Here is a 25,325-nt window from a genome sequence, read left to right on the forward strand (position 1 = left end):
AATGTCGGCGTTTGATGCCCTGAGTGAGAAGATTCGCAAACGAGAGGCTCGCTGTGCCGTCATTGGGCTTGGCTACGTGGGGCTTCCTTTGGCAACGGAGCTTCTGGAGGCTGGCTTCCATGTGATCGGAATCGACCTTTCCGTGGAGAAGATCGCAAGCCTCAAGGAAGGGAAGAGCTACGTTCGTGACGTCTCCTCGGAGAGAGTCGCTCCCTTTGTTGAATCCGGCGCCTTCGAAGTTAGTAGTGATTTCACTCTCCTGGCCAGTGCCGACACAATCAACATCGCTGTTCCCACACCTCTCGGGAAAACCAGGGACCCGGATATTTCCTACATCGTTTCGGCGACAGAGGAAATCGCGGCAAACATGCAGCCGGGGGCCCTCGTAATTCTGGAGAGCACAACCTATCCGGGAACTACTGACGAGGTCATTCTTCCTCTTCTGGAAGCCGGGAATCGGAGTGTGGGGGAGGATTTCTTTCTGGCCTTCAGTCCGGAAAGGGTGGATCCCGGAAATGCCACCTTTACAACCCGGAACATTCCAAAGGTTGTGGGAGGCATCAGTCCCGCCTGCACGGAACTTGCCACGCTTCTTTACGGAGAGTCTCTGGAAACGGTCGTGCCGGTTTCTTCCAGCAGGGTTGCTGAATCCGTCAAACTTCTGGAGAACACTTTCCGCGCGGTGAATATCGGGCTGGTCAATGAAATCGCCCTGATTTGCAGCAGAATGAATATCGATGTCTGGGAAGTTATCGATGCCGCGGCCACAAAGCCGTTTGGTTTCATGCCATTCTATCCCGGCCCGGGTCTCGGAGGACACTGTATCCCGATTGACCCCTTCTATCTTTCCTGGAAGGCACGTCTTCACGGCTTCGAGGCCCGCTTTATCGAGTTGGCCGGGGAGGTCAACGGACACATGCCCGACCATGTGGTTTCCCGTTGCGGCGAGGCCCTGAACTCGGTCCAGCGTTCCATCAGCGGATCCCGGATTCTGGTTCTCGGCATTGCCTACAAACCGGACATTGATGACTACCGTGAAAGCCCGGCTCTTGAAATCATCAAGCTCCTTCAAGCGAAGGGAGCGGAAGTCAGTTTCACGGATCCCTGGATCAAGGGGCAGGTTCCTGAAATTCTCGATGTTCCGCGACGAAGCCTGGAGGATTCTCTCGAAGATGTGGATCTCGCCCTTGTGGTCACTCACCACTCGGGAGTGGATTACGAACAGCTTCTGAAGAGAGTTCCTCTTTGCGTGGACACGAGAAACGTGTTCAAGGGAGTGGCGTCCCCCAAACTGTTCAAGCTCTAGGAGTCGCATGGCAAAGGTACTCATCACCGGGGGCGCGGGATTCATTGGAAGCCATCTTGCCGAAGCTCTCCTTGAGGACGGCAATTCCGTAGAGATCTTCGACAATCTTTCCACCGGCCATCTCTCCAATCTGGAGGCCTTTCGAGACCGGATTACTTTTACGGAAGCTGATCTGAGAGATGCCTCTGCGGTTTCTGCCTCCGTCGCCGGCAAGGACTATGTCTTTCATGAAGCTGCGCTAGCTTCGGTTCCCCGCTCTGTGAAAGACCCTCTTGCCAGTAATGACGTCAATGTCAATGGAACCCTGAATCTCCTGATTGCAGCAAGGGATGCCGGCGTTCGGCGTGTGATTTATGCGGCCAGCAGTTCCGCTTACGGAAACACAGAAGTCAGTCCAAAGCATGAAGCCCTGCCCTCAAATCCGCTCTCTCCCTATGCGGTGACCAAACTGGTTGGTGAGCAGTACTGTCGCGCTTTCTATGAAGTCTATGGGCTGGAGACCCTGAGCATCCGCTACTTCAATGTCTTCGGACCTCGCCAGGATCCGGACTCTCCCTATTCTGCGGTCATCCCTATTTTCGCCAGCCATGTTCTTGATGGGAAGTCTCCTACGATTCATGGAGATGGAGAGCAGACAAGAGACTTTACCTATGTTAAGAATGTGGTTGCGGGAAATATGAGAGCCATGGCTGCAGAGAATGTCCGGGGTGAAACTGTGAATGTGGCTTGCGGCGGCTCCTACTCGGTGAACTATCTCTTTCGGAGTATTTGCGACTACTATGGTTCTTCCATGAAGGCGAAGTACTCGGATTCCCGTCCCGGAGATGTTCGGGACTCATGTGCGGATATCAGCAAGGCACGAGAGCTTTTGTCATACGAGCCCGTGGCAAGCTTTGAAGAGGGTCTGAAGGCCACACTGGACTGGTATCGCTCCTTGGGCAGCTAGGAGGGAGGAAGAATGTCACCGTCTCCCATTCTGATTCTCGACAATCAGGAACCGGTGCGCCTGCTTCTGACAAAGAGCCTTGAAGGCGCAGGACATTCTGTCACGGCCCTTCCCTTTCCTGAAGATCTTGGGAACTTGCTTCAGGAACACAGCCCTTCTCTCCTTGTCCTGGAAGATACGGAACTGAAAAGGCCTCTGTCCGACCTGAATGACTTCCTGAGACTGAATCACGAGAGACTTCCCTACATCCTGATAAGCTCTGCTCCGGAGATTTCCCGAGCCATTGAGGCAATTCGGGGAGGAGCCTGCGACTACCTCCCGAAGCCTATTGACATGCCCCAGCTCCTGAAGAAAGTAAGCTCGGCGCTGGAGTCCCGGAAAAAGGAATCGGCTCTTCTGGATAGGCGCAGGCAATTCAAAACCGGAAAAGGTCTGACTTTCTATAAGCTGAAAAGCCCGGCAATGGAGCGGGTCTACGATCAGGCCTCACAGGTGGCGATGAGCCCCGATACAACAGTTTTGATTTCAGGAGAGAGTGGAACGGGGAAGGAAATCATCGCCCGGCTGATTCATGACCTCAGTCCTCGCCATGAGCGAGAATTTATGGAACTGAATTGTGCTTCGATCCCTTCAGAACTTCTTGAGAGCGAACTTTTTGGTCATGAGGCGGGTGCTTTCACCGATGCCAGGGAGAGTAAGAAGGGACTTTTCGAGATTGCCAACGGGGGGAGCATCTTCCTGGATGAAATTGGTGAGATGAGTCTGAACCTCCAGGTTAAACTTCTTCGGTTCCTGGAGCTTCGTTCCTTTCGCCGGGTGGGAGGGACGAAGGACATTGAGGTTAATGTCCGGATAATTTCTGCGACCAATCAGGACCTCAAGGAAAGGGTGGAGGAAAAACGCTTCCGCTCTGACCTTTATTACCGACTCAATGTTATCCCGATTAGTCTCCTTCCCCTTCGGGAAAGAAAAGAGGACATTCTTCCCCTCTTCCGTTTCTTCCTCATGGACTTTATGAAGAGATACAATCGGGACCCCCGGGACCTCGATGAGGTGTCTTCCCGCATCCTCCTGGAGTACGCTTGGCCGGGAAATGTGCGGGAACTTCGAAACGTTGTCGAGCGCCTTATTCTGATGGAAGGGGACCAGGCTCTGGACGCAGAGACCTTGCGATCCAGCTTGGGGCAGGATCTTGCCAGGGGAGATGAGTCGATGGACCAACGCTGGGCCAGGATTCTCGGTAATCCCCTGCCAGAGGACGGAGTTCCCCTGGAGGATCTTCTCCTGCAGTTGGAGACCGTCATGATTCTGAAGGCTCTCGATGAGACGAATGGGAACCAGTCCCGGGCCGCCCGTCTTCTAAAATTGGATCGCGACAAACTGCGCTACCGGATGAAGACCCAGAACATCCAGAAGGTAAAATCTTGAAAAATGGGATCCTGATATTGACGCTCTTTCTTCTGGCCTGTGCGAATTACAGCAGCACTACGCGGGGACGGGGAGTCCGGGGAGATCTGGACCTTCCTCTCTTTGTCAATGAGACGGATCAGGCGGGCCTTGGCATCGAACTCACAGAGCTGTTGCTGGAGGAAATTGAAAGGGACGGACTTCTTCATAAGGTCCCCGAAGAGGGAGACCCTCTCTTCCGGCTTGATGTCATCCTTGAATCCTATGAAGAGAAGGCGGCCTTTACCGGAGAGATGGGGGCCGCCGAGGAATACACTTTGGAGATTCAACTCAAGCTTACGCTCAGCACCCTTCGAGATCCTCACGAGGAAGAGGAAGGTCGGGAGGATTTCAGTAAGTCGATCAGGGCAAGGGAAACATTCTACCTGGAAGGCGAAGGCTTCAGTCGTGATGATGCTCTCGAAAACGCAAAGGAGCAACTGGTCGACGACATCCTGCTTGCGATCTTCGGAGACTGGTAATGGCCAGGTCCCGACCTTCTAGCCCCCTGGAGACTCTTCGAGCTGACCTGAAAGCTACCCTCCGTCCCGTCTACCTCTTTCATGGACCGGAGCAGTTTCTCATTCAGGAAGCAGTGTCTCTTCTCCGGGAGACCCTTGCTGCCGGAGACATGGCCTGTGAGTTCAAGAGTGACACTCTTGGCGCCAAGAGCCGCTGGTCAGACATTGAACCCCTGCTGATCAATTTCTCCATGTTCAATGAGAGAGAGATCCTGCATCTGGACATTCCGGGAAAGTTGTCAAAGGACTTTCGGGACTCTCTGAGCGGCTATCTGGAATCTGATCCCGGGAGCAAGGTGATCTGCCTGACAGCTCCCAGCCTTGATCAGTTAAGAGCGGTGAAAAACCGGGTGGAAAAGCTGAAGGGGATGACTCTTTCCTTTCAGGAACTGAAAGGGGAGGCGCTCCTTGCCTGGATCCGTTCATCACTTGCCGTGAAAAACGTCTCCTGCGCACGGGATGTTCCCGCAACCCTGCTTGCACTCCTTCCTCATGGTCTGTCTGCTCTGTCGGGAGAGATAGAAAAGCTCGCCCTGATTGCCAGGGAGGGCGAAGCGCTGGACAGAGACACGGTGGAGAGGATCGTGGGAGGGAAAGCGGACCTGAATGTCTTTCGACTTGTGGACGCTCTTCGTCCTGGGAACGATGCGGAATTCCTCCGCATTCTGGGGGAGTTCCTCGATTCAGGGGCACACAAACCCGTCTCCCTTCTGCCTCTGCTGGGGACAACCGTTCGTAATCTCCTCAAGGCCCGGATTCTTCTGGATTCAAATTCCAACTCTCCGGCAAGCGTGGAAAAACAGATGGGTTTGCATCCTTACCTTGCGAAGAAGACAGTGGCAAGGGCCCAGAGGGGGAGTCGGTCTCTCTTCTTGTCCTGGCTCCTGAACCTGCAGAAACTGGATGTCCGTCTGAAAAGAAGTCCCGAAGATCGTTCCCGAATCCTCATGGAGACCTACCTTCTGGAGTCTCTCTCCGGCAGATTCCTTTCCTCCTGAGCTTGCACGCCGACTCAAGCCCTGAGTATATTCCCCCTCATTGGAGGACAACATGCGACGTCTCTGTTTACTGTTTGCGATTGCTCTGCTCCCTGCCTTCTCCCTGCTTGCCGCAGAGACGGAGGGAGAGGAGAAGGATCCACGTTGGCTGGCCGGACATGAATACCGTCAATGGGTTTATGACCAGAACTTTATCGGCGACCAGAATTCCAATCTGGACCCGGGGATTGATTTCATTGAGGAAGGTAAGATTCGCATCCACTCCGGCCGAGTCTACTTCTATGACAATCTGGATCTGGCGATGCAATTGGGCCGCGAAACGGGATTCCCGATTGCCTTCTATATCTTTGACCACCAGTGCCAGACCTGCCTCTACCGTCTCGGGGAACTGTATTTCGATCCCACGATTGTTGCCAAGAGTCGTAAGTTCATCAATGTCTATGTCGAAGTGCCCAAGATGCGGCCACGCCTGAGTAAACTCGGAATCTCAAACTCGAATCTGACCGTGCAGTTCTTCCTTCCGGGAATGCGTCGGCTGCGGGTCCTCGATGATGCCGAGAAAGAGAACCTCAGTCATACATACGATCTGATCTTTGAGAAATATCACTCTCTGAGTCCTGAGGAGAGGATGAAGCCCCCTCGTCCCCCCAAGCAGTTTCGAATGAGCCCCAATCAGTATCGATAAGAAAACCCCGGCAAGCGCCGGGGTTTCTTTTAAAACTGAAGTCTGCTGGCAAGGTCAGGTGGTAGCCGAAGGGGAGAGTAGCGGGATGCTTGCAAGGGAACCTCGGGCAGGGAAGGGTGCTGCAAGTTGGAGCCGTAGGTTTCATTGATCTTGTCAATGAAGTACCCGGCAATCACGGCCTGTCCGATATTGGAAGGATGAACTCCATCCAAACTAAAGAGGCCTCCTGTTACAAAGTCAGTCGTATAGTGCTTTCCATTGTAGTCCAGCCCATCGACAGACACTTCCGAGAACAGGGCGTTCATATCCACAAGGGGAATGCCGAAAGCTCCCGCCAGGGAGGCAATGACGGCATTATATGCGTCCGTTGCCGCAAGAATCGCAACCTTCTCTGACTCCACCAGCGTCAGGTTTCCCGGGAGGAGTTGCCCATGAAGGGGGAAGGGGCTGTTCTCGGGATCGTTGAGTACTGCAGTCGCAGTGGCCTCATCCATTCCCATGCTCTCCATCAGAAGGGCAATCAGAATCGCATCGGGGATTCCCATTCCCTCGGAAATGTAGGAACTGGCAGACAGGCAAACCAGGTCGCTGGGCACAAGCTGGTAGGCAGTGTCGGCGGCATCCTCGGCGAGAAGGCCAATGGGAAATCCCGTGTCCGGGTCATAGACCGGATTCATATCCGGGTCAACGATCAGCCAGGGGATGGCGGTGAAGAAGGGGATGGAAGTGACATAGGGCAGATTCGCCACAATCATGTCCAGATCCGGCAAGGCGGTCTTCAGATCATTCAGGATACTCCAGTAAATGGCCTCCATGCTGAGGCCGTCTCCCGTTGCCGGATAGAAGGCATCCCCTGAGCCGTTTGTCGCCGGCATCAGGAGTTCATTGTTCCCGATCCAGAGGCTCAAAAAGGTGGGGGAGGCGAGAATGGTCTGCTCCACAACCGAGAGGTAGTCCTCGTCCTGCCCAAGAGCCGTCCAGAGTCCAGTCCCGTTGCGAAGCACCGAGTCAAAATAGGAATTGGGTTCGCCCAGAAATGACCCGGTAAAACAGTCCGTGGAAATCGTGGCAAAGTAGAGGTCATAGGCCGTGGACCCGGGAATCCCGAGGTTGTGGTAGGGGGCCAGAAGACCCGCGTTGAGAAGGAACTGGGCGGGGTCGGATACTCCCTCCGGCCAGGGCGTGGGAGCAATAGAAGCATTGCCTTCCTCATCAAAGACCAGTTGCAGATGGCCGACTCCGGGCAGCCCTTCCACTTCCGTTGAATAGATACCCGGATCCATCATCCAGGGCATCTCAAAGGAAGTAACTCCCATGCTTTGGGAAAGAAGCCGGGCATAGCCATACTGCTGCGTGCTTTCATACAGGGCACCGCTCTGGTATCCGGCCGTCAGGCTATTTCCAAGAGTGACATAGACGGAAAAGTCTGCCGTTCCTGAATCCACTTCCTCCGGCAGGATCTCCTCTTCCACTGGTGCAAAGACGGAGCAACCGAGAGAGAGGAGAAAGAGGGCCGCAGTAAAGAGAGCAAGAATCCGTTTCATTTCGCCTCCTAGAAGTGGTAGCTAAGGCCGATGCCCAGCAGGTTTGAGAACGTGCGATAATTGCCGTTGAAGCCATCATGGTTGTCGCGAACTTCCCTCTCGTCCGCAAAGACCATGAGATTATAGAAGTCGAGGTCGAGGTTCTTGCCGAAATGGTAGCCATATCCAAGAGACCAGACCGTGCGATCCGAGTCCGGTAGAACCGGTCCGCAACTTGCCGAAGGCTGGGGACTGAAGTCCCTGGCAAAACCCGCCCTTAGCTCAAGGCAGCGATTGTACTGGTAAGCAAGACCAAAGCGGTACTGGCTGGAGTCTTCGTAATCCTCCGGAAGGAGCTTGTTGTTTTCAGGGCTGTCGGGGAAAACAAGATTCAGGCTCTCAAAAGCAGACCAGAAAACCCGGTTGTAGTTGAACTCAAAGCGAAGATCCGGCCGAAGCTGGCTTGAAATGCCCAAGGAATAGAGAGCGGGTAAAGGAATGGCTGTCTCCGCGCCTCCGTCCACGGGAAGAACCCCTTCGAAACCGGGATAGGCAGTAAAGTCCGCTTCGCCCGTGAAGTCGAGTTGGATTTCACTCTTGTAATTGAAGCCCAGCTGAATGTTCTCACAGTAGTCGTAGAGCAAACCGAAATTGAAACCGTAGCTCAGGTCACTGCTTCCCGTAATGGTGGCCGTTCCGACATCCGTTGCATTGGGGATGTTCTCTACAAGGCCCTGTTCCAGGTGCACGCTTCCCTTTACCAGATTCACGCCCGCTCCAAGAGAGAGAGCATCCGTGAGCTTCCAGGCCAGCGTGGGGCTGAAGAAGTAGGTCTTCAGGTCCGTGAAAGTCGAGATGGAGCGCCCCGAGAAGCTCTCGGGATTCTCCCATTCGACTGCAAGACCATAGGGGGTGTAAAATCCCAGCCCGAAGGCGAGATCCTTCCCCAGAGAGCGGGAATAATAGGCCTGTGGCAGAAGGAAGAAATGATCGGCGAGCCTTTCCGTAACCCCGAAGCCGGGATTGGGAGCCACTCCGCTGAACTCTGTTTTCGGGCTGATTCCGGTCAGGTCCAAGCTGAAATTACTTCCCTCAAGGCCTGCAAGGCCCGCGGGATTGAAGAAGATCGCCGTAGGGTCGTCCGCGCTGGCCGTCATGGTTCCCCCAAGAGCGGAACTCTTCGTTCCCATCTCCCAGACAGCAAAACCTGCCGCCCAGGCACTGAGAGGGAGGGCCAGAAGCGCAAGGATGGTGAAAGTTCTGAGTGTTGATTTCATGACACCTCTTTCTTGCCGATTCGATGCTTTATGAACGGGACTCTTCGTAGAGAGAGTCGATAATTTCCTGATACGATGCTTCCACCCGGTTTCTCTTGACCTTGAGAGTGGGGGTCAGTTCCCCGCCTTCCAGACTCAACTCATGGTCCAGGATGGCGAACTTCTTGATCTGTTCAAAGGAGGAGAGTCTCTCATTGAATTCGTCTACCCGGTCCTGATACATCTGCCGGATCAGCGGCTCAGCCACCAGACCCGCCTGAGAAGTGAAGAGAATCTCATTTTCCCTGGCATACTTGAGCAGGTTTTCGTAGTTCGGAACCAGGAGAGCGGTGACGTAACTCCGGCGATCACCAATGAGGACACACTCAGAAATGAACTTGTCCGTTTTGAACTTGTTTTCAATCGGCTGGGGGGCAATGTTCTTGCCGCCGGCCGTAACGATCAGGTCCTTCTTGCGATCCGTAATCTTCAGGAAACCGTCTTTATCAAACTCGCCAATGTCTCCCGTGGCAAACCATCCATCCGGGCTGATAGACTCTCTCGTTGCCTCTTCATTCCGGTAATAGCCCTTCATGACATTGGGACCACGCGTGAGGATTTCCCCGTCATCGGCGATCTTCACCTCAATTCCCGGGAGCGTCTTGCCGACAGTCCCCAGCCTCATATCATGAAGGAAGTTCGCGGAAATGACCGGGCTGGTTTCCGTAAGACCGTAGCCTTCCAGAATGGGGAGCCCGGCAGCATAGAAAAACTTGGCGATGTCAGCGTTCAAGGGCGCGCCTCCGGACACAAAGAAACGCAGACTGCCGCCTGTCTTGGTCTGGAGCTTCGAGAAGACCAGCTTCGCAGCGATCTTGTAGAAGAACCGCAGGCCTCCGGAGACCGCCTTCTTTTCGATATCCAACTCCGCCCAGCGTTCGCCGGTGCGCTTCGCCCAGAAAAAGAGGTTCTTCTTGATCGAGCTGCCCGAGAGAGCGGTGTCGAGAATCCTTGCGTACATCTTCTCATAGAGGCGGGGTACGGAAATCATGATGGTGGGATGAACTTCCAGCAGATTCTGCGGAACGGTCTCAATGGACTCCGCATAGGCAATCGAAGCTCCCGCATCCAGCATGAAGTAATAGCCGGCCATCCGCTCAAAGATATGACTGAGAGGCAGGAAAGAAAGCGAGACATCCGATGAATCGCATTCAATCAGACTCTTGGAGGCGTTGATATTGCTCACGATGTTTCCGTGAGTCAGCATGACACCCTTGGGATCACCGGTGGTTCCCGAGGTGTAGATGAAACTGCAAACCTGATCAGCTTCCACAGAGAGAGCCAGTTCCTCGAAAGCGTCTTTCTGGTCCTCATACTGAGCTTCTCCCAGGCTCAAGAGATCCTGAAAACTCATCACACCCGGCTCAGTTGACTCGCCGTCCATCAGGACGATTTCCTTCAGATCCTCCAGGTTGTGTCGAATTTGGAGGATTTTCTCGACTTGCTCCTGGGTGGAACAAAGGACGAACTTGGCTCCCGAGTTCTGAAGAATGTAGAGGATTTGCTCGGGCAAAAGAGTCGGGTAAATCGGAACATTGACTGCTGCAGAAAGCAGGATTCCAAAGTCGCTGACAGCCCATTCCAAACGATTTTCAGCGAGCAGAGCGGCGCGATCTCCGGGGCGGAGTCCCAACTTCTGCAGGGCAAGAGCCGCATAAGAGGCCATCGTCCCGAATTCGACAGAGGAAACGGCTTGGTACTTCCCGGCGACTTTTCTCTGAAAAGCACGAGGATTCTGAATCTCCCGAACGTTTTTGAAGAAGATATCATTGAGAGTACGAATCTCCACGCGGGGCCTCCTTAGTACGGGTGCTGCGCCTTCGAAGCGCATTGGTTAACATAATATACATTATGCGTCATTCCGGGCTTCCCCCCTTGAAGGTGGGTGGCTCCGGGATTCTCTCCGCATAATTGCCGATCCAGGGAAGCGGCGTGAGTTCTCCTGTCAAAGCCTTGGCAACTCCCAGCACTGCCAGAGCCAGAACAGGAAGCCAGAGGACCAGTCTCAGAAGAATCAGAAGCAGTAGGCCCAGAAACGGGATCTTCCCGATGCTGGCATCGAGAACAGCGATCAGAATCCAGGCCAGGATTTCCAGCAGAAAGAGGAAGAGTCCCTGCTGTGCATGGAAGCGAACATGCTTGCTCTCCCCCGCCCGGAAATAGGGCAAGAGACAGAGAAATGGCAGATAGGAAAGAGCAGAGTACCAGTAGGTATTGGAGTCTGCTCGATCTGGCCCGGAAGATGTGGGCGTGTTCACGGGATCCCCTTCTGATGGCTGAAAGGTTAGTAGAGCAAGTCGTCCGGGGAAAGTCAACGCAAAGAAAAGCCCCCGAAATCCCTGCCGGACTCGGGGGGTAAATGCAGGGATTCTCAGGGGTTCAGGACGGCAAGAGCCTCCAGATCCCTTTGTACATCAAGAAGGAGCTTTCCCTTTGCCTTCTCCTTCAGGGAGGACAGGATGTCACCGGCAAGATCAAAGTAGCGGGAATCAAGATAGATCTTACTGGCCTTGTAAGCTGTCAGAAGGGACAGCTCTTCCCAGGCTCGCGGATGCTCAGAAATCTCAAGGTAGAGGTCCGCAGCTTTCTTGGGATTTCTCAGGCTATGCTCACAGGAGGCAATTCCCTGAAGGGCTGCCAGTTCGAATTCTCCCTCGGGCTCAGCACTCAGATAGGCTGAATAGTCGCCCCGGGCCTCTTCAAACTGCTGGAGGCGTTCCTTGCAAAAGCCCGAGTAATAGAGAGTCCAGGCCCCTACCGTCCTTTTCGGGTATTCAGCTCCTACTGCCTCAAAACCGGCCAAGGCCTGTTGAAAGGCCTCCTCTGTATTGCTATCCAGAGCCAATTCAAGATTACCGAGAGCTGAAGCGAAGGACTGCCGGGATTCCAGTTCCGATTCCTTCGCAAAACGGAAAGACAGACTGACGGCAGCAATCACGATGAGAATCATCGTAAGAGAGGCAATCACGCTCTTCTTGTGCGCCATAAACAGCGCTGCATAGTGCCCGGCCCGATCGACGAAGGCATCTTCCCTCACATGGCGGCCGCTCTTCTGAGATACCAAGGCAATCCTCCCGGAAAGTGAAATTGTGAGAAAGAACTTAACATTTGCCTCCCTGACCGGCAAGTCCCTCAAGCTTCAGATTGACAGGAAGGAAAAAGGAAAGGAAAGTCAGGTATCATGATTGGAACCCGCCATTTGCTTCGGAAGGCGAAGAAGTCCTTCCCCTACTTCCTGCTCCTGATGGCTCTCCTCTTGAGTCTCGCCGGATTGTATGACCGTTGGGAGACCCCCTATCCCACTTTCAGAATTCATAATCTCAGGATCTACACCTCTCAGCCTATCCCAGGAGGTCTAAGAGGCAAGGATCTACTGCTGGCCGTGAATGGCGAGATTGTTCACCGGGATCAGCAGGCCATGAGTCTTGTCTCGAAACTCAAGGGCGAGGAAGGTGTCCTGAAGGTTCTCCGTGAGGGGCAGGAAGTTCTGGTCCCCTACTCCGCCCCTTTTCCCGGACTTGGAATCCGCTCTGCTTCCAGCCTGAGGGTTCTCGCGTCTCTCTTCATTCTGCTTGCGGCCGCCTTTGTCTACAAGAAACGGCAAGACCCGCTGGCCCTGCTGTTCTTGCTTCTCTGTTTTCTTCTTGCATCACTCCTTTCTCCCCATCCGCGATTTGAGGCGTCCTTCCCCGGCTTGCTTCTGGAATTGGGCAACGATCTTCTTTCCCTTTTCTTTGCTCCCCTGTTTCTGCATTTCCTGATTCTCTTTCCGGAGAGCAGGCCACGCTCCCTGGGGATCCGACTGCTGATCTATCTCCCTTCTTTCCTTTTTGCCGTGATGGACGCGGCGATTCTTTTCGCCTTCATGCCCTGGTCGGGGCTAATGGAATATCTCGAAATTCTGGCCAGCCTTCATTCGGTTCTTCTCCTGCTTCTTGCCCTGCTTGTTCTTCTGATAAAAGTCTTCCGCAGAAGCCGCAGGAGGGAGAGGTACCGTCTGCGCCTTGTCCTCTCGGGGGCGGCTCTGGGGCTTTTCCCTCTGCTGATTTTCCAGATCCTGCAGATGGTGATCCCCCAGGAGATCCTCGCAGCTTCGCGCTGGGCTCCTGTCTTTCTTGTCTTCCTCCCTCTCAGCTTCGCCTATGGAATGTTGGGAAAGGATTTACTGTCACTTAGACAGTCTGCTCTCACCTTGAGCAGGAGTATCCTCCGTAGCCTGTTCTTCATTGGACTCTTTCTACTTCTTCATGGCCTATTTCTCTCCTTGTCAGAGGGAGATTTCGGAGGACTTGGCTCTTTCCTCGGCTCCGGCCTGGTGCTGGCTCTTTCTCTCGTTCTCTGGGCACCCGTTCAGGGTGTCTTTCCGGGGAAGGGTAAGAAGAGACCGGAAGACGAGCTTCTCCAGTCCTACCCGATCCTGTCCGGAAGGATCCTCAGCTCCAGCCTTTCCGAACTTCAGGAGGCTCTCTCCGCTGCCTTGATGGAGGATCTGGGTGCTTCCTGGGTAGATTGGTATTCTCTGGAAGAGGGAAAGTGGAATCCGGATTTCACTCTCCTGCATGTGGAGGTGGAGTCTGAGGAAGCGAAGCCTCAGGTGCTTCCCGATCAGTTGGCCCAGACTCTGGCATCCGGCCAGTGTTTGCTTGCTGCCGACCTCTGGGACCCCTACTGGGCCTCCGCACATCTGGGAAAGGAAGGGCTGGAGTTTTGCAGGAAACACGATTGGTCCATCCTGCTCTCCTTCCCCCAAAAGGACTCCGTTTCCCGTCTGATTGTCCTTGGGCCGCAACTCCGGCACTCCCTCCACTCCCCCGAGTTGCTAAGCAGATTTCAGAGCCTTATGCCTTCCCTGTCTCTTCAACTGGGAAACCTCTCCCTTCTTGATCGTCTGGCGAAAGAGAAACAGATTGAGCATGAGCTGAGACTGGCGCGGCAGATCCAACAGAGTCTGATTCCCTCCACTCCTCCCGAGAGGAAAGGCCTTGAACTACTGGGCAAGATGATTCCCAGTGGTGAGGTGGGCGGAGACTATTTCGATTTTCTGGAAACTGCCGATGGCCACCTGGGCCTTGCTCTTGGCGACGCTACAGGGAAGGGAATCCCGGCGGCTCTGCTCATGGCAGGAGTTGCCCAGACCTTTCACAGCCAGGCCTTTGCCATGCGTTCACCCGCGGCGGTTCTTTCCGGAATGAACCAGTCCCTGATTGATGCCCGCTCCGACCCGGTATTCGAGGGCTTTTTCGTTGCCTTCTTCTTCGCTCTCTTCAATCAGGAGAAATCCGTACTCCGCTTTTGCAATGCGGGCATGCCCACTCCCTGGATTTTCCGCAAGAACGGGGAGATTGAGAGACTTCACCGGGGCGGTCCTTTTCTCGGGATTAGCAGCGACGGGAGCTTTCAGGAAGGACTTCTGCGTCTGGAAGCAGGAGATCTCCTCTTTCTGCGCTCCGACGGCTTCGAAGAACAGGAAAACGAGGCGGGAGAACGCTTTGGCGAGGATCGCCTGCTGGAATGGGTAAAAAACCATCAGTCACTCCCCCTTTCTGACCTTTTTACGGAATTAATTGCCACGATTGAAGACCATGCAGCTTCTGCTATCCGCGATGATATCTCCTTGATCCTCATGCGATTACGGGATTCCTGCTGAAATCCACCATCTCCGGCACATGAAATGCTCCAGAAGGAAGGAATCCATCGGATTCCAAGCAGAAAGGAGTCTCCATGTTTCCGTGGTACGTTATCTTTCTGATCGACATCTTCTGGTGGCTGAAAGGCTAAATCAAGAGGACTGATATGATTAGCGATCTGTAGGGCGTCTCCCAGCAAGGAGACGCCCTTTTTCATGTATCGCTTGAGAATAACTTCCCATGTTGCTGAAAACAGGCGACTTCAGAGGGTGCTCTTCGGAGAGAAAATGAGGGAAGGCGTTGACAGGCAGGGATTCGCTTGCTAAAGTTTATGGGCAGTCTATTCTGCGGGTATGTCGTCCTTGTACCTCAAGCATCTTAGCGAAGCGCTTGCCGCACGAGCCTCTGAAGGGTTGGGACAAAACGTATCAGCGGTTTAGGCTGCATTTTCAGGTACCCCCGACAGGATTCGAACCTGTGGCACCCGGTTTAGGAAACCGGTGCTCTATCCACCTGAGCTACGGGGGCAATCATGGATCCACATCCTCTGAGGTAATCAGGAGCCTCAATTTCCTCAAGGCTCCCTTTTCAATCTGCCGGGCTCTTTCCCGGGTGATCCCAAAGGCCTGGCCCGTTATCTCCAGAGTCTGAAAATCTCCGCCACTTTCAAATCCATAACGAATCCGCAGAATCGCTCTTTCCCGCTCCGACAGTTTTTCGAGCAGGCGATGAAGCTGCTCATGCTCCAACTGGAGGCTCACCAGTTCTTCCGGACTCTGGCTCGTCTGGTTCTTGCCCTCGGAGTAGAGTTCCCGAAACGCGCCCTGGCTCATCATGAGATCGAGAGACAGAATTCCGTGAACCAGATTCCTGACAAGATGCGCTTTGCGTTTCGAGCAATGGAGGCGCTTCGACAGAGCCTCGTCGTCTAGGCGAGTGTCCCCCTCCTCCTCAGCGCCCAGGCGCAGGAAGCGATTGACCAGTTGGAAGACATGGAATGGGATTCGAATCGTTCGCCCCTGATTGGATACGCAGCGTGCCATTGCCTGCTTCACCCAGTAGGAAGCATAGGTGGAGAAACGAAAGCCCCGTTCCGGGTCGAACTTTTCCACTGCCCGAATCAGTCCGAGATTCCCCTCTTCCACAATGTCCAGAAAAGGAACGCCCCGTCCTCGATAGGACCGGGCGATACTCACCACCAGTTTGAGATTTGCGAGGATCAGCTTTCGCTTGGCCTCAGCATCTCCACTCTGGACCCCCCTGCCGAGATCCCTCTCCTCCTCTGCGGACAAGAGAGGAAGGCCCGCAATTTCACGAATGTATCTGGACTCGTAATCCGTAGACATCGACCTCCAGAATCAAAGGTCGGGGCGAGAAGATTTGAACTTCCGACCTCCTGTTCCCGAAACAGGCGCGCTAACCGGGCTGCGCTACGCCCCGAATCCAGCCGAATGTAATGCATCATTCAGCCCTTGTAAAGAGCCCTAGATTTGGCGGATGAGGAAACTGAGTCCAAGAACTCCCTTGCAGACGAGTGTCACCACGCATCCAGCAATCAGAATTCCCAGAAATATCGCGGGGAAAGCCACCCTTCGTTTCACGCCGAAAAGATAGGCGGCCACACTTCCTGTCCAGGCTCCCGTCACTGGAAGAGGAATCGCGACAAAAAGAACCAGCCCGAGGATCTTGAACCTCTCAAGCAGGCGTCCCTTTCTGCGAGTTCTCGCAAAAAGCCAATCAAAGAATCGGCGAAAGACCGGGAATCTGCCAAGCCATGCCTCCGCCGGTTCCAGAAACAGGAGAATGGGAATGACGGGAATTGCGTTGCCAATTACAGAGAAGAGGTAGGATTGCAACCAGGGCATCTTCTCAATAAACAGGGCATAGGGAATGGAGCCACGCAGTTCCAGAATCGGCAACATGGCAAAGAAAAGGACTTTCCAGGCGCCGGGCCAGTCACGGGTCAATTCGAGAAGAAGGTCCATCAGCTCCCCACAGTGCGAGCGAGCATGGGGACAAACTGACAATCCCCCAGTTCCTCCTGATAAGCTCGATTCCCTTCCCGCCGGACTCTCAATAGTCGCTGGCGCCCATCCTTCTCCAGGGGGAGAAGAAGTTGTGCACCGTCGGCAAGTTGGTTCAGAAGTGCCTCCGGAATCTGACGAGGGGCAGCGGTCAGGAGAATGCGGTCAAAGGGAGCATCTTCAATCCAGCCTTCATAACCGTCTCCAACCCTGGACCGGATTTTTCCCTGCAGCCCCATGGCCGACCAATGGGACAAAGCATTACGATGAAGGGAAGCGATTCTCTCCACAGTCCAGACCTCTGCGCCAAGAAGGTGCAAGAGAGCCGCCTGATATCCGGAACCGGTACCGACTTCCAGCACCTTCATCCCCGCCTGAAGTTGAAGGGATTCCGTCATGAAAGCGACAACCTCCGGGTGAGAGAGCGTCTGGCCGGCGCCGATGGGGAGTGCATCTTCTCCGTAGGCACGAAGAGCAAGGGCTGATTCGGCAAAGATGTGGCGCGGAATCTCCCTCATGGCGGCCAGAACCGCCTCGGAAGCGAGCTTCCTGTCCCGGATTCTCTGGACCATCCGGTTTCTTGCTACCTGATACTCGCCATTCATGGAAGCTCCCGACTCCAGTTCTTCATCTGCGCAAGCCGCTCGTGGTTGGTTAAATCCAGAAGAAGCGGAGTGATGGAAATTTTCTTCTCCCGATGAACCGTGTAGAAGTCCGTGTACTTTTCATCTTCCCAGGTAGGCTCTTCCCCACCGATCCAGAAGTACTCCTTCTCGCGGGGATCCTTCTTTCTGATGATGACATCTCCGTAAAAGCGGCTTCCGAGGCGGGTCACTTCCACCCCCCTGACTTCATTCCAGGGAAGACTGGGGACATTGACGTTGAGAAGGGTGCCGGGGACGGTCAAGGACTCTGCTTCATTTCTTACCATTCGGGAAACATACTGCACGGCAGCCTCGAAGTTCGGTTCACGAAAACTGGTAACCGAGATCGCCATCGCAGGAATGCCGAGAATCGCAGCTTCGATGGCGGCGGCAACCGTCCCCGAGTAGTGAACGTCCTCTCCCATGTTCGGCCCATGATTGATTCCTGAAATCACCAGATCCGGCGGATTGGATTCCATGACGCCATTGAATGCCATCAGAACCGAGTCGGCGGGAGTCCCCGAAACGCTGTACACCCGATCACTCAACTTGCGGCGACGCAGGATCGTCTCCAAAGTGAGACTGTGGCTGGTGGCGCTCTGCTCGGAAGCCGGGGCTACCACCCAAAGCTCGCAAAGAGACTCCAGTTCCGCCTGGAGCGCTCGAAGGCCCTGAGCATAAATGCCATCATCGTTCGTAAGAAGTACTCGCATGCGGGCAATCTAGCAAAGGAGCAGTTTTGCGGACAGGGAAATCTGCAGGGCAATTGGACAGGACGGCAGGATCCGGGAACTCAGGATCATGGTAAGCTCGGCGGCAAGTGTGACCAGGGCTACGCTGCACCCAAGGGATAATGAAAAACCCCGCGACTTTCGCCGCGGGGTGATGGTCGGGGCGACTGGATTTGAACCAGCGACCACTTACCCCCCATGCAAGTGCGCTACCGGACTGCGCTACGCCCCGACAGGGAAGCAGTGTAGGTAAGGAAGCACTCTTTCTCAAGAGCCAATTTCAAGTTCTTTCCGAAGATCAAGAAGGCCCTCGCGAAGCTCCTTGAGCAGTTGCCTCTGGTTGGCTCTGCCGAAGGGAATTTCCAGTTGGTCCACGAGATCCCGAACCTTCCTCGTGGAGGCAAGGCGATGGCGGGCACCCTTGATCGTGTAGCCTTCTTCGTGAAGCAGTTTGCGAATGGCCAGAATCAACTCAATATCCCGTTCGCGGTAGTGCCTCTTGCCCGAGGAATTCTTCTTCGGACTCAGGCTGGGGAACTCAGTCTCCCAGTAACGAAGAACATGGGCCTTTACTCCGGTCACTTCAGAAACTTCACTGATACTCCAGTAAAGCCGTTTCACTTCCTTTGTCTTTCGGGCCTTCTTCATTTTAGGAGCTGGCGACATCGACTTCTCCCTTTCGGATTTCGTGAGCGGGATCCCGGGTCATCAGATCCCGGATTGCCTCTCTCGCATCCAGGTCCTCAAACAGGGTTGCATAGACCTTGGAAGTGATGGGCATTTCCACATTTCGGTCCAGGGACAGAGTATGGAGAGTTCTAGTGGTGTGAACGCCCTCTGAAACCTGAACCATTTCTGCCAGTATTTCCTGAAGGCTCTTCCCCTCGCCGATCTTCTGTCCGACAAAGCGATTCCTGCTGTGCTCGCTGAAGCAGGTGGTAACCAGATCTCCCACGCCAGCCAAGCCGAGCAAAGTTTCCCTGCGTCCCCCATGCGCCTCAATAAACCGACCCATCTCTGCGAGGCCGCGACTGAGGAGAGCCCCCTTGATATTGTCACCTAATCCTAACCCATCACAGATACCTGCCGCAAGGGCGATCACATTCTTCATGGCCACACCCAACTGGCTTCCCGTCAGATCATCATTCACATAAACTCGGAGATAGTCGTTGGAAATGTTCTCCTGCAGTTGCTTCCTCCTGGGAGTATCCGGGCCGGCAAGGACCAGTGCCGTCGGCATTTGCTTTGCCACCTCTTCTGCGTGACTGGGTCCGACAAGTGCAAAGATTTGCTCCGGAGAGAGACTGGCAGTATTTGCGATCGCCTCGCTAAGCGGGTGCCCTGTTTCAGGATCCAGACCCTTGGAGGCAAGAATCCAGGCCGCCTTGGGAGGAAGGGTCGGGCACTGGGAGATTCTCAGGCTTACCTCGCGGATCACCGGACTGGGAACCACGAGAAGTAAGGCATCGCAGTTCTCAAGTGCCTTCTCGAGATCCGTCGTTGCCTGAAGCTTGGCAGGCAGGGAGACCCCGGGAAGATACTTCCGGTTTTCCAACTCTTTCTGAATGGGGTGGATCTCTTCTTCCAGATGGCCCCAGAGAAAGACCTCATTGCCAGATTCAAGAAGAGCCTTGCCCAGCGCAGTCCCCCAACTGCCACAACCGATGACCGCGATCTTCAGCATTTCACTCCTAACTCTTCCCGAGGCGAGGTTCCTCGCCTCGAAAGAGACGAGCCATGTTCGAACGGTGACGATAGCATACGAGAAAGGCCAAGCCGACGGAAAGCCAGAAAAGAGAAGAATCGAGAGGCTGCAAAAAGCGAATCAGGAAAGGGAGTCCCAGTGCAGCAAGCATGCTCGAAACGGAGATCATCCTGAAAAGGGCCAGACTCAAAAGGAACACCAGCAGAGCGGAAAGAAGAGGAAGCGGGGAAAGAGCAAGGAAAGCCCCGGCACTGGTGGCGACTCCTTTGCCGCCTCGAAAGGAGAGAAAAGGGGAAAAGCTGTGACCCAGAACTGCAAAGAGTCCGGCTAAAAGGGGGAGCCAAGTCAGAGGGTGGTTCAAGGTCAGAAGAACAGCCAGAGTTCCCTTGGCAGCATCCAGAAGAAGAACTGTGATCCCCCACTTCTTTCCCAGAAGCCGCCAGGCATTGCTTGCTCCCGGATTCCCGCTTCCGTGCTCCCGCAAGTCGATGCCCCGGGATAATCTTCCCGCAATCCAGGCAAAGGGCAGAGAACCGAGAAGAAAGGAAAGAAGAAGCAGGAGGGCAGCCTGAATCATGATTCCGCCTTTCGGGGACTCAGTCTCAGTCGCACCTTGCTGCCTTCAATCTGAAAAGCTTCACGGAAACGGTTTCCGAGGAACCTGCGGTAATGCTCCGGGAACCAGTCCGCATTATTCACGAAGATCTGAAAGGTCGGGGGAGCAGAATACACCTGAGAGACATAGTACATCTTCCCGGTTCCGCCGCGATGATGGTGAGGAGGTTTGCTCTTCATGATGTTCTCAAGAAGAAGGTTCAACTCCCGAGTCGGATACCGCTTCTGCCGATGTTCAAATACGCTCCAGGCTTTCTCCAGTAGCAGGTGAATTCGCTGATGCGTCTTGGCCGAGATAAAGATCAGCGGAGCGTAGTCGACGAATCCGAGTTGGTCCCGTATCTTGCGCACATAATCCCCCATCGTAGAGGATTCCTTGTCCACGAGATCCCACTTGTTCATACAAAGAACGATGCCGCGCCCCGACTCATGGGCATGAGAGGCGATCTTCAGATCCTGCTCTGCAAGTTCCCGGTCACCGTCGAGAACCAATACCACGACATCCGAGTAGTCGATCGCAGAGAGACTACGGAGATTACTGTAGATCTCCAGGCTCTTCTTGACTCGCGCCTTTCTTCTCAGGCCGGCGGTATCGACGAGAATCACATCCCGTCCATGCCAGCGCAAGCTTGAGTCCACGGCATCCCGGGTAGTTCCTGGAATGTCGCTAACAATCATCCGGTCTTCTCCGAGCAGGGCATTTACGATACTGCTCTTGCCGGCATTCGGGCGACCCACAAGGGCCATGCGCATGGACTCTTCGCCTTCAGAAGGTTCCGGTACCGGAGGATACTCCGCTTCCAGCCTCTCCCAGAGGTCGGCAATCCCCATGCCGTGAAGTGCTGAGATGGGGTGGGGATCTCCCAGTCCAAGAGAATGAAACTCATGGAATGCGAATTCATCATCCTTCCTCTCCACCTTGTTCACCAAAAGCCAGACCCGCTCGGACTGCCGTCTGAGAATTCTTGCTACCTGCAGGTCTTCCTCCGTGACACCATTTAGGACATCCACGAGAAAGAGAACAAGACCTGCTTCATCGAGGGCTTCAAGTGCGCTGTCCCGCGTCTTTTCACTAAGCTCCTCTCCGTCCAGGGAGATTCCTCCCGTGTCCAGCAAGTAGAGGCGGCGGCCATTGTGTTCAATGGGAGCGGAAAGCCGGTCGCGCGTCACTCCCGGGCTGGCGTGAACCACCGAAACCTGTCGCCCCACCATTCGGTTGAAAAGCGTCGACTTCCCCACATTCGGGCGGCCCACAATCGCGATAGTATTTGAATGAGGCACTGGAAGTATCCTTGCGAAGGGCTTGTCATCCTTGACGATAGGAATCCTAGCAAAGGGTGTTTGTCTGCGCAAGCTCAATGATCGAGGAGAGGAGAAAGAAGCCCCTCCTCCGGAATCGCCACTGCGACGGGAACCTTGTCGCGAAACCCTGACAAGCTCAGGTCATCGAGAAAGAGATCGCTAGCATTCAGGCAGTTGGGCGGGAGAAGAAGTAGATCGCAGTGAGGAGCTTCCTCAATAGCGGCCTTCAGCAGCACTCTGCCCGGGAGAAGCCCACTGACTGTGATCTTTTCTCCGAAGAGAGAGTTCTTGAGAGCGCGAACCTTGAACTCCAGACCCTCAAGCTCCGAGAGTGTCTTCTCCAGAAACTCTCGGAAGACCCTCTCCCCCAGGATGCCGGTCAGAATCGTAATGCGCTGGGGTTTCTCAAGCGGAGACCAGGAGGAGGCTTCGCTTCGGACTGCTTCAATGAAGTCACGGCTCATACCAATGCCGTTGTCAGAGAGAGGGAAGTCCTCGTACTCCTCCATCATCGGAAGGTCTCTTTCAGAAAGAAGATAGAACTCATCAGCCAGAAAGACAAAACGGGTTCCTGTTTCACGCAAAGACTGCTTCTGGAAGTTTTCCACCTGATCGATCACAAGGCCGGCAGCTTGCGGAGTACAGGCTTGCAGTGATGGGAGAGAGGAACGGAAGTCTGTAAGCCCGACGGGAACCACTCCCAGAGAAGCCACTCCCGGGGAAAGGCGGGCGAGATCTTCCATACTCCTCTTCAGTTCCTCTCCATCATTCCACCCGGGAAGGAGAACGATCTGCGTATGAACTGTAATGCCCTCGTCACAGAGCCTTTGAATAGTGCTGAGGATGTCCCGACTCTTCTTCAAGCCAAGAAGCCGGTTTCGAAGTTCCATGTTCGTAGCGTGTACAGATACGTACACAGGGCTCAGTTGCTGCCGGGTAATGCGGAGAAGTTCCTTCTCGCGGGCCAAGGCCAGAGTCACATAGTTGCCGAACATGAAACCGAGACGATAGTCCTCGTCCATGAAGTAGAGATCTTCACGGAGACCGGGAGGCATCTGGTGAATGAAACAGAAGACACAGTCATTGCCGCAGGTCTTGAACTGCATGGGTTCGAATTCGAGATTGCTCGGGTCCAGAAGATGAGACTCCAAGGAAATCGTTCTGGTTTCTCCTGAACTGGAAGCAATCATCACCTGAGGAGACAGGCTGAGAACACTGTAGAAGTGGAAATCCAGCACATCTTCGACAGCATTCCCGTCGATCTCGAGAATCTCCTCTCCCGCCTCAATTAGCGGAATCAGATCGCCAGCAACTCTGGCGACTTTCAGTCCGGATCTCTTCTTGGGGCTCTGACTCATGAGCTCAGGATAGACGGGCCGGCTCCCGATGTAAAGGGCATGAAGAACCCCCCACAGAATGCGGGGGGTTCTTCTTCAGAAATTTACTTCACGAGTGTGATCTTGCGGGACTCGGAGTGCTGCTCCGTTTCCAGACGAATGAAATAGACTCCGGCGGAGCAAGTTTCCCCGTCTTCTGCGCGACCATCCCAGGAGGCCTGATGGCGTCCGGCGGGAAGCAGCCCACTCTCAAGAACCTTCAACTGTCGCCCGGTGATGTCAAAGACGGAAAGGCGGACATAGCCGCTCTCAGACAGTTCAAAGGGCACTTCCGTTCGGGGATTGAAGGGATTGGGAAAGTTGGCAAGAAGCGCCGTTCTTGCAGGCGCAGAATCGTCGCTGGAAGTCATGTCGTCTGCACCGACTCCCCAGATCTCAACATCGTCGATGTTCCAGCCACAGTACTGCCAGCTTCCATCCGTGGTTCCCATGGTCCAGCGGAGAAAGACTGTTGCCTCGCCGTCAGCAATCGCGGAGAGATCATACTCTTTCTGAGACCAGTTGGAATCGGCTACTTCCGCCGAGTTTTCCCAAACCGTGGTCCAGGAACTTCCATTCGTACTGACTCGAAGATAGGCGTGGTCGTAAGATGATTGCTCCACACCCAGCCATCGCCAGAACTTCACAGAAACCGCAGAGAGGTTTGAGCAGTCGATGGCTCCCGTTGTCAGATGACGCTCCGGAAGGTTGTTCCCATAGTCGCCTGACAGATTGTAGCCATAGACTTTACTGCCCGTATGCCCTGAAGTGGGATCTGCATTGCCGTACTGACCCCCGCCACCAGTCGGTTGTCCCCAGGCCCAGTCGCCTGTAGTAGACCAACCGGGATTGGAGTTCAGGTCCCAGTCATAGACCAGGGAAGGAACGCCCACCTGAAGGTTCACTGAGCGGCTGGTATCCCCTTCATGGGTGCTTGTGTTTGTGAAGTAGACGAGATCCTCGTAGCCTCCGGATGGTAGCGAATTGGCAGAGGAGTTGATGGACACGGTGATGTTCGCAGAGTTCCCGGGCGAGAGATAGGAGCCGGAGGAACTGAGAGAAACCCAGGCCGCCGAGTGAGTGACACTGAAACTGAAGCCGCTTTCTCCCTGATTGGTGACCGTATAGGTCTTCGAAGAAGGACTGAAGGGGCCTCCGGAATCTCCGGAAGAACTGAAAGCGTCACTCGGGCTGACGGCCATGCCCGATGCTCCGGGAACCAGTGTGTTGACGCTGCTCTGACCCGTTCCCGCAGCATCCAGCCAGTTGCTCAGACGACTGGACGAGGAGCCTCCTCCTGTCCAGGAGCGGGAAAAACGCCCGTACCAGTCTGAAGTATCGTTGCCGCATGCAGCGTAGCCACCATGAAGCTGTCCAACGACCCGATGGTTTTGGTCATAGAGAGGAGATCCCGAGGATCCCGGCTCCGTGGTGCCATCATCCCAGTCAATGACCCGAATATGGCTTCCATCCCCGGGCTGGGAATTGCTCAGATAGCTCGTAGTCGTACAGGCATCATATTCAAAGCTGATACTCTTCTCATCCGTACTGGGATGATGAATCGCCACTGCACTCGATGGGTTCGCAGTGGAATTGTCCCAGCCGGAATAACTGACTTCATGGTCAGGGTTGGGGGCATCATCCAGTTCGACCAGAGTGAAGTCTGAAGTGCTGTAGCCTGCCCGGTACCAGGAACCGCTCTGCCACTGGTTCAGGGAACCGCCCCCCTGCTGCCCGCAACTGGGACTCTGAAAGTTCCAGTATACGACCAGTGAGGAAGCATTCCCTCCGCTGATTCCACAGTGCTTGGCTGTCATGAAGTAGGGTGTCTGGTCTTCCGAGGTGTTGTTGACCATGAAACCGGTGCAAAAGAGAGTCCCGCCTGTAGAGATCACGCCAACAGAAGCGATTTCATCTCTCCAGGGATCACCCTCGGGGCAGACCACGTCGTTGTTGCAGTAGCCGGAACGGTCTCCCAGCAGCTCCCCAAAACCCCGGTATCCGCGATTGACTGAAGTCAGCTCGATATTGCACTCATCGAGAGCCTTGACCGGAACCGTGACTTCCACCACGACATCATTGCTGAGGATTACTGGAGTCCAGAGCTCCCCGTGTTCGTCGTTATCGATTTCAGTAAAGGCATAGTCAATCTTCTCGGAACCATCGGCCGAGTAGATCAACATGCGAGCGTCGGACACCATGTTGTATCGGCTGAAGCCGAAGTTCAGGGACAGGGCATCCGGGCTGTATATCCGGACCCTCCATACCTGATGGCTCTCTCCGTAGTTTTCCCAGTCTCCCTGGATCCCGGGAGAAAGAGTCACCGGATGAGCGACGGCGAAACGGGGAGCAAGCCCCTCCTCCTCGCGAAGCTGGTCTTCCAAAGCCAGAGCATCCAGATCCAGGGCAGGGCATATCATTGCTCCGGCCGTGGCAGGATCCAAAGGAAGTGCTTCCGTGGAAAAAGGATCAAAGGGGATGGCCTGAGCAAAAAGCGGCAGGCAGAGCAAAAGAATAGGCAGAACTCGACGGATCCCGGACATGGTTCCCTCCCTATGGG

At 54.6% G+C, this 25,325-nt stretch carries 22 protein-coding genes and 3 tRNA genes; 7 read left to right on the forward strand and 18 right to left on the reverse strand.

All coding sequences use genetic code 11. The features are described from left to right. Position 1: 1 nt before the first annotated feature. Genes QGH30_00760 through QGH30_00785 form a run of 6 tightly spaced genes read left to right on the forward strand, consistent with a single transcriptional unit; the run spans position 2 to position 5,902 of the window. Entirely contained in the window at positions 2-1,306 is a 1,305-nt protein-coding gene (locus QGH30_00760; protein MDP7020872.1) for a nucleotide sugar dehydrogenase, read from the forward strand. Positions 1,307-1,313: 7 nt separating this feature from the next. After that, positions 1,314-2,252, forward strand: a complete 939-nt coding sequence (locus QGH30_00765; GenBank protein ID MDP7020873.1) for an SDR family oxidoreductase — start codon at positions 1,314-1,316, stop codon at positions 2,250-2,252. Between the two features lie 12 nt (positions 2,253-2,264). Continuing rightward, positions 2,265-3,680 carry a sigma-54 dependent transcriptional regulator gene (locus QGH30_00770; GenBank protein ID MDP7020874.1) on the forward strand — a complete coding sequence of 472 codons (1,416 nt, stop codon included), beginning with the start codon at positions 2,265-2,267 and terminating at the stop codon, positions 3,678-3,680. Then, entirely contained in the window at positions 3,677-4,180 is a 504-nt protein-coding gene (gene lptE / locus QGH30_00775) for an LPS assembly lipoprotein LptE (GenBank protein ID MDP7020875.1), read from the forward strand. Before QGH30_00770 ends, lptE begins: the two co-directional genes overlap by 4 nt. Beyond that, complete coding sequence (gene holA, locus QGH30_00780) at positions 4,180-5,217, forward strand: DNA polymerase III subunit delta (protein ID MDP7020876.1); 1,038 nt, start codon at positions 4,180-4,182, stop codon at positions 5,215-5,217. The genes lptE and holA overlap by 1 nt, the downstream gene beginning before the upstream one ends. Positions 5,218-5,269: 52 nt before the next feature. Then, positions 5,270-5,902 (forward strand): hypothetical protein, encoded by a 633-nt coding sequence (locus tag QGH30_00785; protein ID MDP7020877.1) that lies wholly within the window; start codon positions 5,270-5,272, stop codon positions 5,900-5,902. Positions 5,903-5,931: 29 nt separating this feature from the next. Here the strand turns inward: QGH30_00785 and QGH30_00790 are convergent, their stop codons facing one another. The 5 genes from QGH30_00790 to QGH30_00810 form a co-directional block, all read right to left on the reverse strand. Then, positions 5,932-7,446 carry a hypothetical protein gene (locus QGH30_00790; GenBank protein MDP7020878.1) on the reverse strand — a complete coding sequence of 505 codons (1,515 nt, stop codon included), beginning with the start codon at positions 7,444-7,446 and terminating at the stop codon, positions 5,932-5,934. Between the two features lie 8 nt (positions 7,447-7,454). Next, on the reverse strand, positions 7,455-8,702 hold the full coding sequence (locus QGH30_00795) for an outer membrane protein transport protein (GenBank protein ID MDP7020879.1): 1,248 nt from the start codon (positions 8,700-8,702) through the stop codon (positions 7,455-7,457). A gap of 28 nt (positions 8,703-8,730) precedes the next feature. Next, positions 8,731-10,530 carry a long-chain fatty acid--CoA ligase gene (locus tag QGH30_00800; GenBank protein MDP7020880.1) on the reverse strand — a complete coding sequence of 600 codons (1,800 nt, stop codon included), beginning with the start codon at positions 10,528-10,530 and terminating at the stop codon, positions 8,731-8,733. A 67-nt stretch (positions 10,531-10,597) separates the two neighbouring features. Next, on the reverse strand, positions 10,598-10,999 hold the full coding sequence (locus tag QGH30_00805; GenBank protein MDP7020881.1) for a hypothetical protein: 402 nt from the start codon (positions 10,997-10,999) through the stop codon (positions 10,598-10,600). Positions 11,000-11,112: 113 nt separating this feature from the next. Next, a complete protein-coding gene (locus tag QGH30_00810) occupies positions 11,113-11,805 on the reverse strand; it encodes a hypothetical protein (GenBank protein ID MDP7020882.1) in 693 nt (230 codons plus the stop codon). A 117-nt stretch (positions 11,806-11,922) separates the two neighbouring features. On the opposite strand from QGH30_00810, the gene QGH30_00815 reads away from it, so the two are divergent. After that, the gene (locus tag QGH30_00815) at positions 11,923-14,388 is read left to right on the forward strand and encodes a SpoIIE family protein phosphatase (GenBank protein ID MDP7020883.1); all 2,466 of its coding nucleotides are present in this window, start codon (positions 11,923-11,925) and stop codon (positions 14,386-14,388) included. Positions 14,389-14,822: 434 nt separating this feature from the next. Here QGH30_00815 and QGH30_00820 read toward each other — a convergent pair. The 13 genes from QGH30_00820 to QGH30_00880 form a co-directional block, all read right to left on the reverse strand. Continuing rightward, positions 14,823-14,896, reverse strand: a tRNA-Arg gene (locus QGH30_00820). Between the two features lie 2 nt (positions 14,897-14,898). Beyond that, positions 14,899-15,714: an RNA polymerase sigma factor RpoD/SigA gene (locus QGH30_00825; protein ID MDP7020884.1), complete on the reverse strand. Its 816-nt coding sequence runs from the start codon at positions 15,712-15,714 to the stop codon at positions 14,899-14,901. 19 nt (positions 15,715-15,733) lie between these two features. After that, a tRNA-Pro gene (locus tag QGH30_00830) sits at positions 15,734-15,808 on the reverse strand. Positions 15,809-15,852: 44 nt separating this feature from the next. Further along, positions 15,853-16,353, reverse strand: coding sequence for a small multi-drug export protein (locus QGH30_00835; GenBank protein ID MDP7020885.1), 501 nt, complete (start codon positions 16,351-16,353; stop codon positions 15,853-15,855). Then, the gene (locus tag QGH30_00840; protein MDP7020886.1) at positions 16,353-16,997 is read right to left on the reverse strand and encodes a protein-L-isoaspartate(D-aspartate) O-methyltransferase; all 645 of its coding nucleotides are present in this window, start codon (positions 16,995-16,997) and stop codon (positions 16,353-16,355) included. The genes QGH30_00835 and QGH30_00840 overlap by 1 nt, the downstream gene beginning before the upstream one ends. Then, the gene (gene surE / locus QGH30_00845; GenBank protein MDP7020887.1) at positions 16,994-17,749 is read right to left on the reverse strand and encodes a 5'/3'-nucleotidase SurE; all 756 of its coding nucleotides are present in this window, start codon (positions 17,747-17,749) and stop codon (positions 16,994-16,996) included. Before surE ends, QGH30_00840 begins: the two co-directional genes overlap by 4 nt. A 173-nt stretch (positions 17,750-17,922) precedes the next feature. Continuing rightward, positions 17,923-17,999 (reverse strand) — tRNA-Pro (locus QGH30_00850). A gap of 35 nt (positions 18,000-18,034) precedes the next feature. Continuing rightward, positions 18,035-18,415, reverse strand: coding sequence for a MerR family transcriptional regulator (locus QGH30_00855; protein ID MDP7020888.1), 381 nt, complete (start codon positions 18,413-18,415; stop codon positions 18,035-18,037). A gap of 1 nt (position 18,416) precedes the next feature. Then, entirely contained in the window at positions 18,417-19,451 is a 1,035-nt protein-coding gene (locus QGH30_00860) for an NAD(P)H-dependent glycerol-3-phosphate dehydrogenase (protein ID MDP7020889.1), read from the reverse strand. 7 nt (positions 19,452-19,458) lie between these two features. Next, on the reverse strand, positions 19,459-20,049 hold the full coding sequence (gene plsY, locus QGH30_00865) for a glycerol-3-phosphate 1-O-acyltransferase PlsY (GenBank protein MDP7020890.1): 591 nt from the start codon (positions 20,047-20,049) through the stop codon (positions 19,459-19,461). Next, entirely contained in the window at positions 20,046-21,368 is a 1,323-nt protein-coding gene (der, locus tag QGH30_00870) for a ribosome biogenesis GTPase Der (GenBank protein ID MDP7020891.1), read from the reverse strand. The genes plsY and der overlap by 4 nt, the downstream gene beginning before the upstream one ends. 74 nt (positions 21,369-21,442) lie before the next feature. Then, positions 21,443-22,747: a DUF512 domain-containing protein gene (locus QGH30_00875; GenBank protein ID MDP7020892.1), complete on the reverse strand. Its 1,305-nt coding sequence runs from the start codon at positions 22,745-22,747 to the stop codon at positions 21,443-21,445. A gap of 83 nt (positions 22,748-22,830) precedes the next feature. Next, complete coding sequence (locus QGH30_00880) at positions 22,831-25,308, reverse strand: trypsin-like peptidase domain-containing protein (protein MDP7020893.1); 2,478 nt, start codon at positions 25,306-25,308, stop codon at positions 22,831-22,833. Positions 25,309-25,325 lie beyond the last annotated feature (17 nt).

It is taken from the genome of Candidatus Krumholzibacteriia bacterium, from assembly GCA_030748535.1.
GTDB lineage: Bacteria > Krumholzibacteriota > Krumholzibacteriia > JACNKJ01 > JACNKJ01 > JASMLU01.

Excerpts from the sequence above, each read along its gene's own strand:
- QGH30_00790 (MDP7020878.1), bottom strand. The coding sequence starts at position 7,446 with ATGAAACGGATTCTTGCTCTCTTTACTGCGGCCCTCTTTCTCCTCTCT.
- QGH30_00875 (MDP7020892.1), bottom strand. The coding sequence starts at position 22,747 with ATGAGTCAGAGCCCCAAGAAGAGATCCGGACTGAAAGTCGCCAGAGTT.
- QGH30_00860 (MDP7020889.1), bottom strand. The coding sequence starts at position 19,451 with ATGCTGAAGATCGCGGTCATCGGTTGTGGCAGTTGGGGGACTGCGCTG.
- holA (MDP7020876.1), top strand. The coding sequence starts at position 4,180 with ATGGCCAGGTCCCGACCTTCTAGCCCCCTGGAGACTCTTCGAGCTGAC.
- QGH30_00815 (MDP7020883.1), top strand. The coding sequence starts at position 11,923 with ATGATTGGAACCCGCCATTTGCTTCGGAAGGCGAAGAAGTCCTTCCCC.
- QGH30_00880 (MDP7020893.1), bottom strand. The coding sequence starts at position 25,308 with ATGTCCGGGATCCGTCGAGTTCTGCCTATTCTTTTGCTCTGCCTGCCG.
- QGH30_00825 (MDP7020884.1), bottom strand. The coding sequence starts at position 15,714 with ATGTCTACGGATTACGAGTCCAGATACATTCGTGAAATTGCGGGCCTT.
- QGH30_00785 (MDP7020877.1), top strand. The coding sequence starts at position 5,270 with ATGCGACGTCTCTGTTTACTGTTTGCGATTGCTCTGCTCCCTGCCTTC.
- QGH30_00855 (MDP7020888.1), bottom strand. The coding sequence starts at position 18,415 with ATGAAGAAGGCCCGAAAGACAAAGGAAGTGAAACGGCTTTACTGGAGT.
- QGH30_00765 (MDP7020873.1), top strand. The coding sequence starts at position 1,314 with ATGGCAAAGGTACTCATCACCGGGGGCGCGGGATTCATTGGAAGCCAT.
- QGH30_00835 (MDP7020885.1), bottom strand. The coding sequence starts at position 16,353 with ATGGACCTTCTTCTCGAATTGACCCGTGACTGGCCCGGCGCCTGGAAA.
- surE (MDP7020887.1), bottom strand. The coding sequence starts at position 17,749 with ATGCGAGTACTTCTTACGAACGATGATGGCATTTATGCTCAGGGCCTT.
- QGH30_00795 (MDP7020879.1), bottom strand. The coding sequence starts at position 8,702 with ATGAAATCAACACTCAGAACTTTCACCATCCTTGCGCTTCTGGCCCTC.
- QGH30_00760 (MDP7020872.1), top strand. The coding sequence starts at position 2 with ATGTCGGCGTTTGATGCCCTGAGTGAGAAGATTCGCAAACGAGAGGCT.
- QGH30_00840 (MDP7020886.1), bottom strand. The coding sequence starts at position 16,997 with ATGAATGGCGAGTATCAGGTAGCAAGAAACCGGATGGTCCAGAGAATC.
- plsY (MDP7020890.1), bottom strand. The coding sequence starts at position 20,049 with ATGATTCAGGCTGCCCTCCTGCTTCTTCTTTCCTTTCTTCTCGGTTCT.
- QGH30_00770 (MDP7020874.1), top strand. The coding sequence starts at position 2,265 with ATGTCACCGTCTCCCATTCTGATTCTCGACAATCAGGAACCGGTGCGC.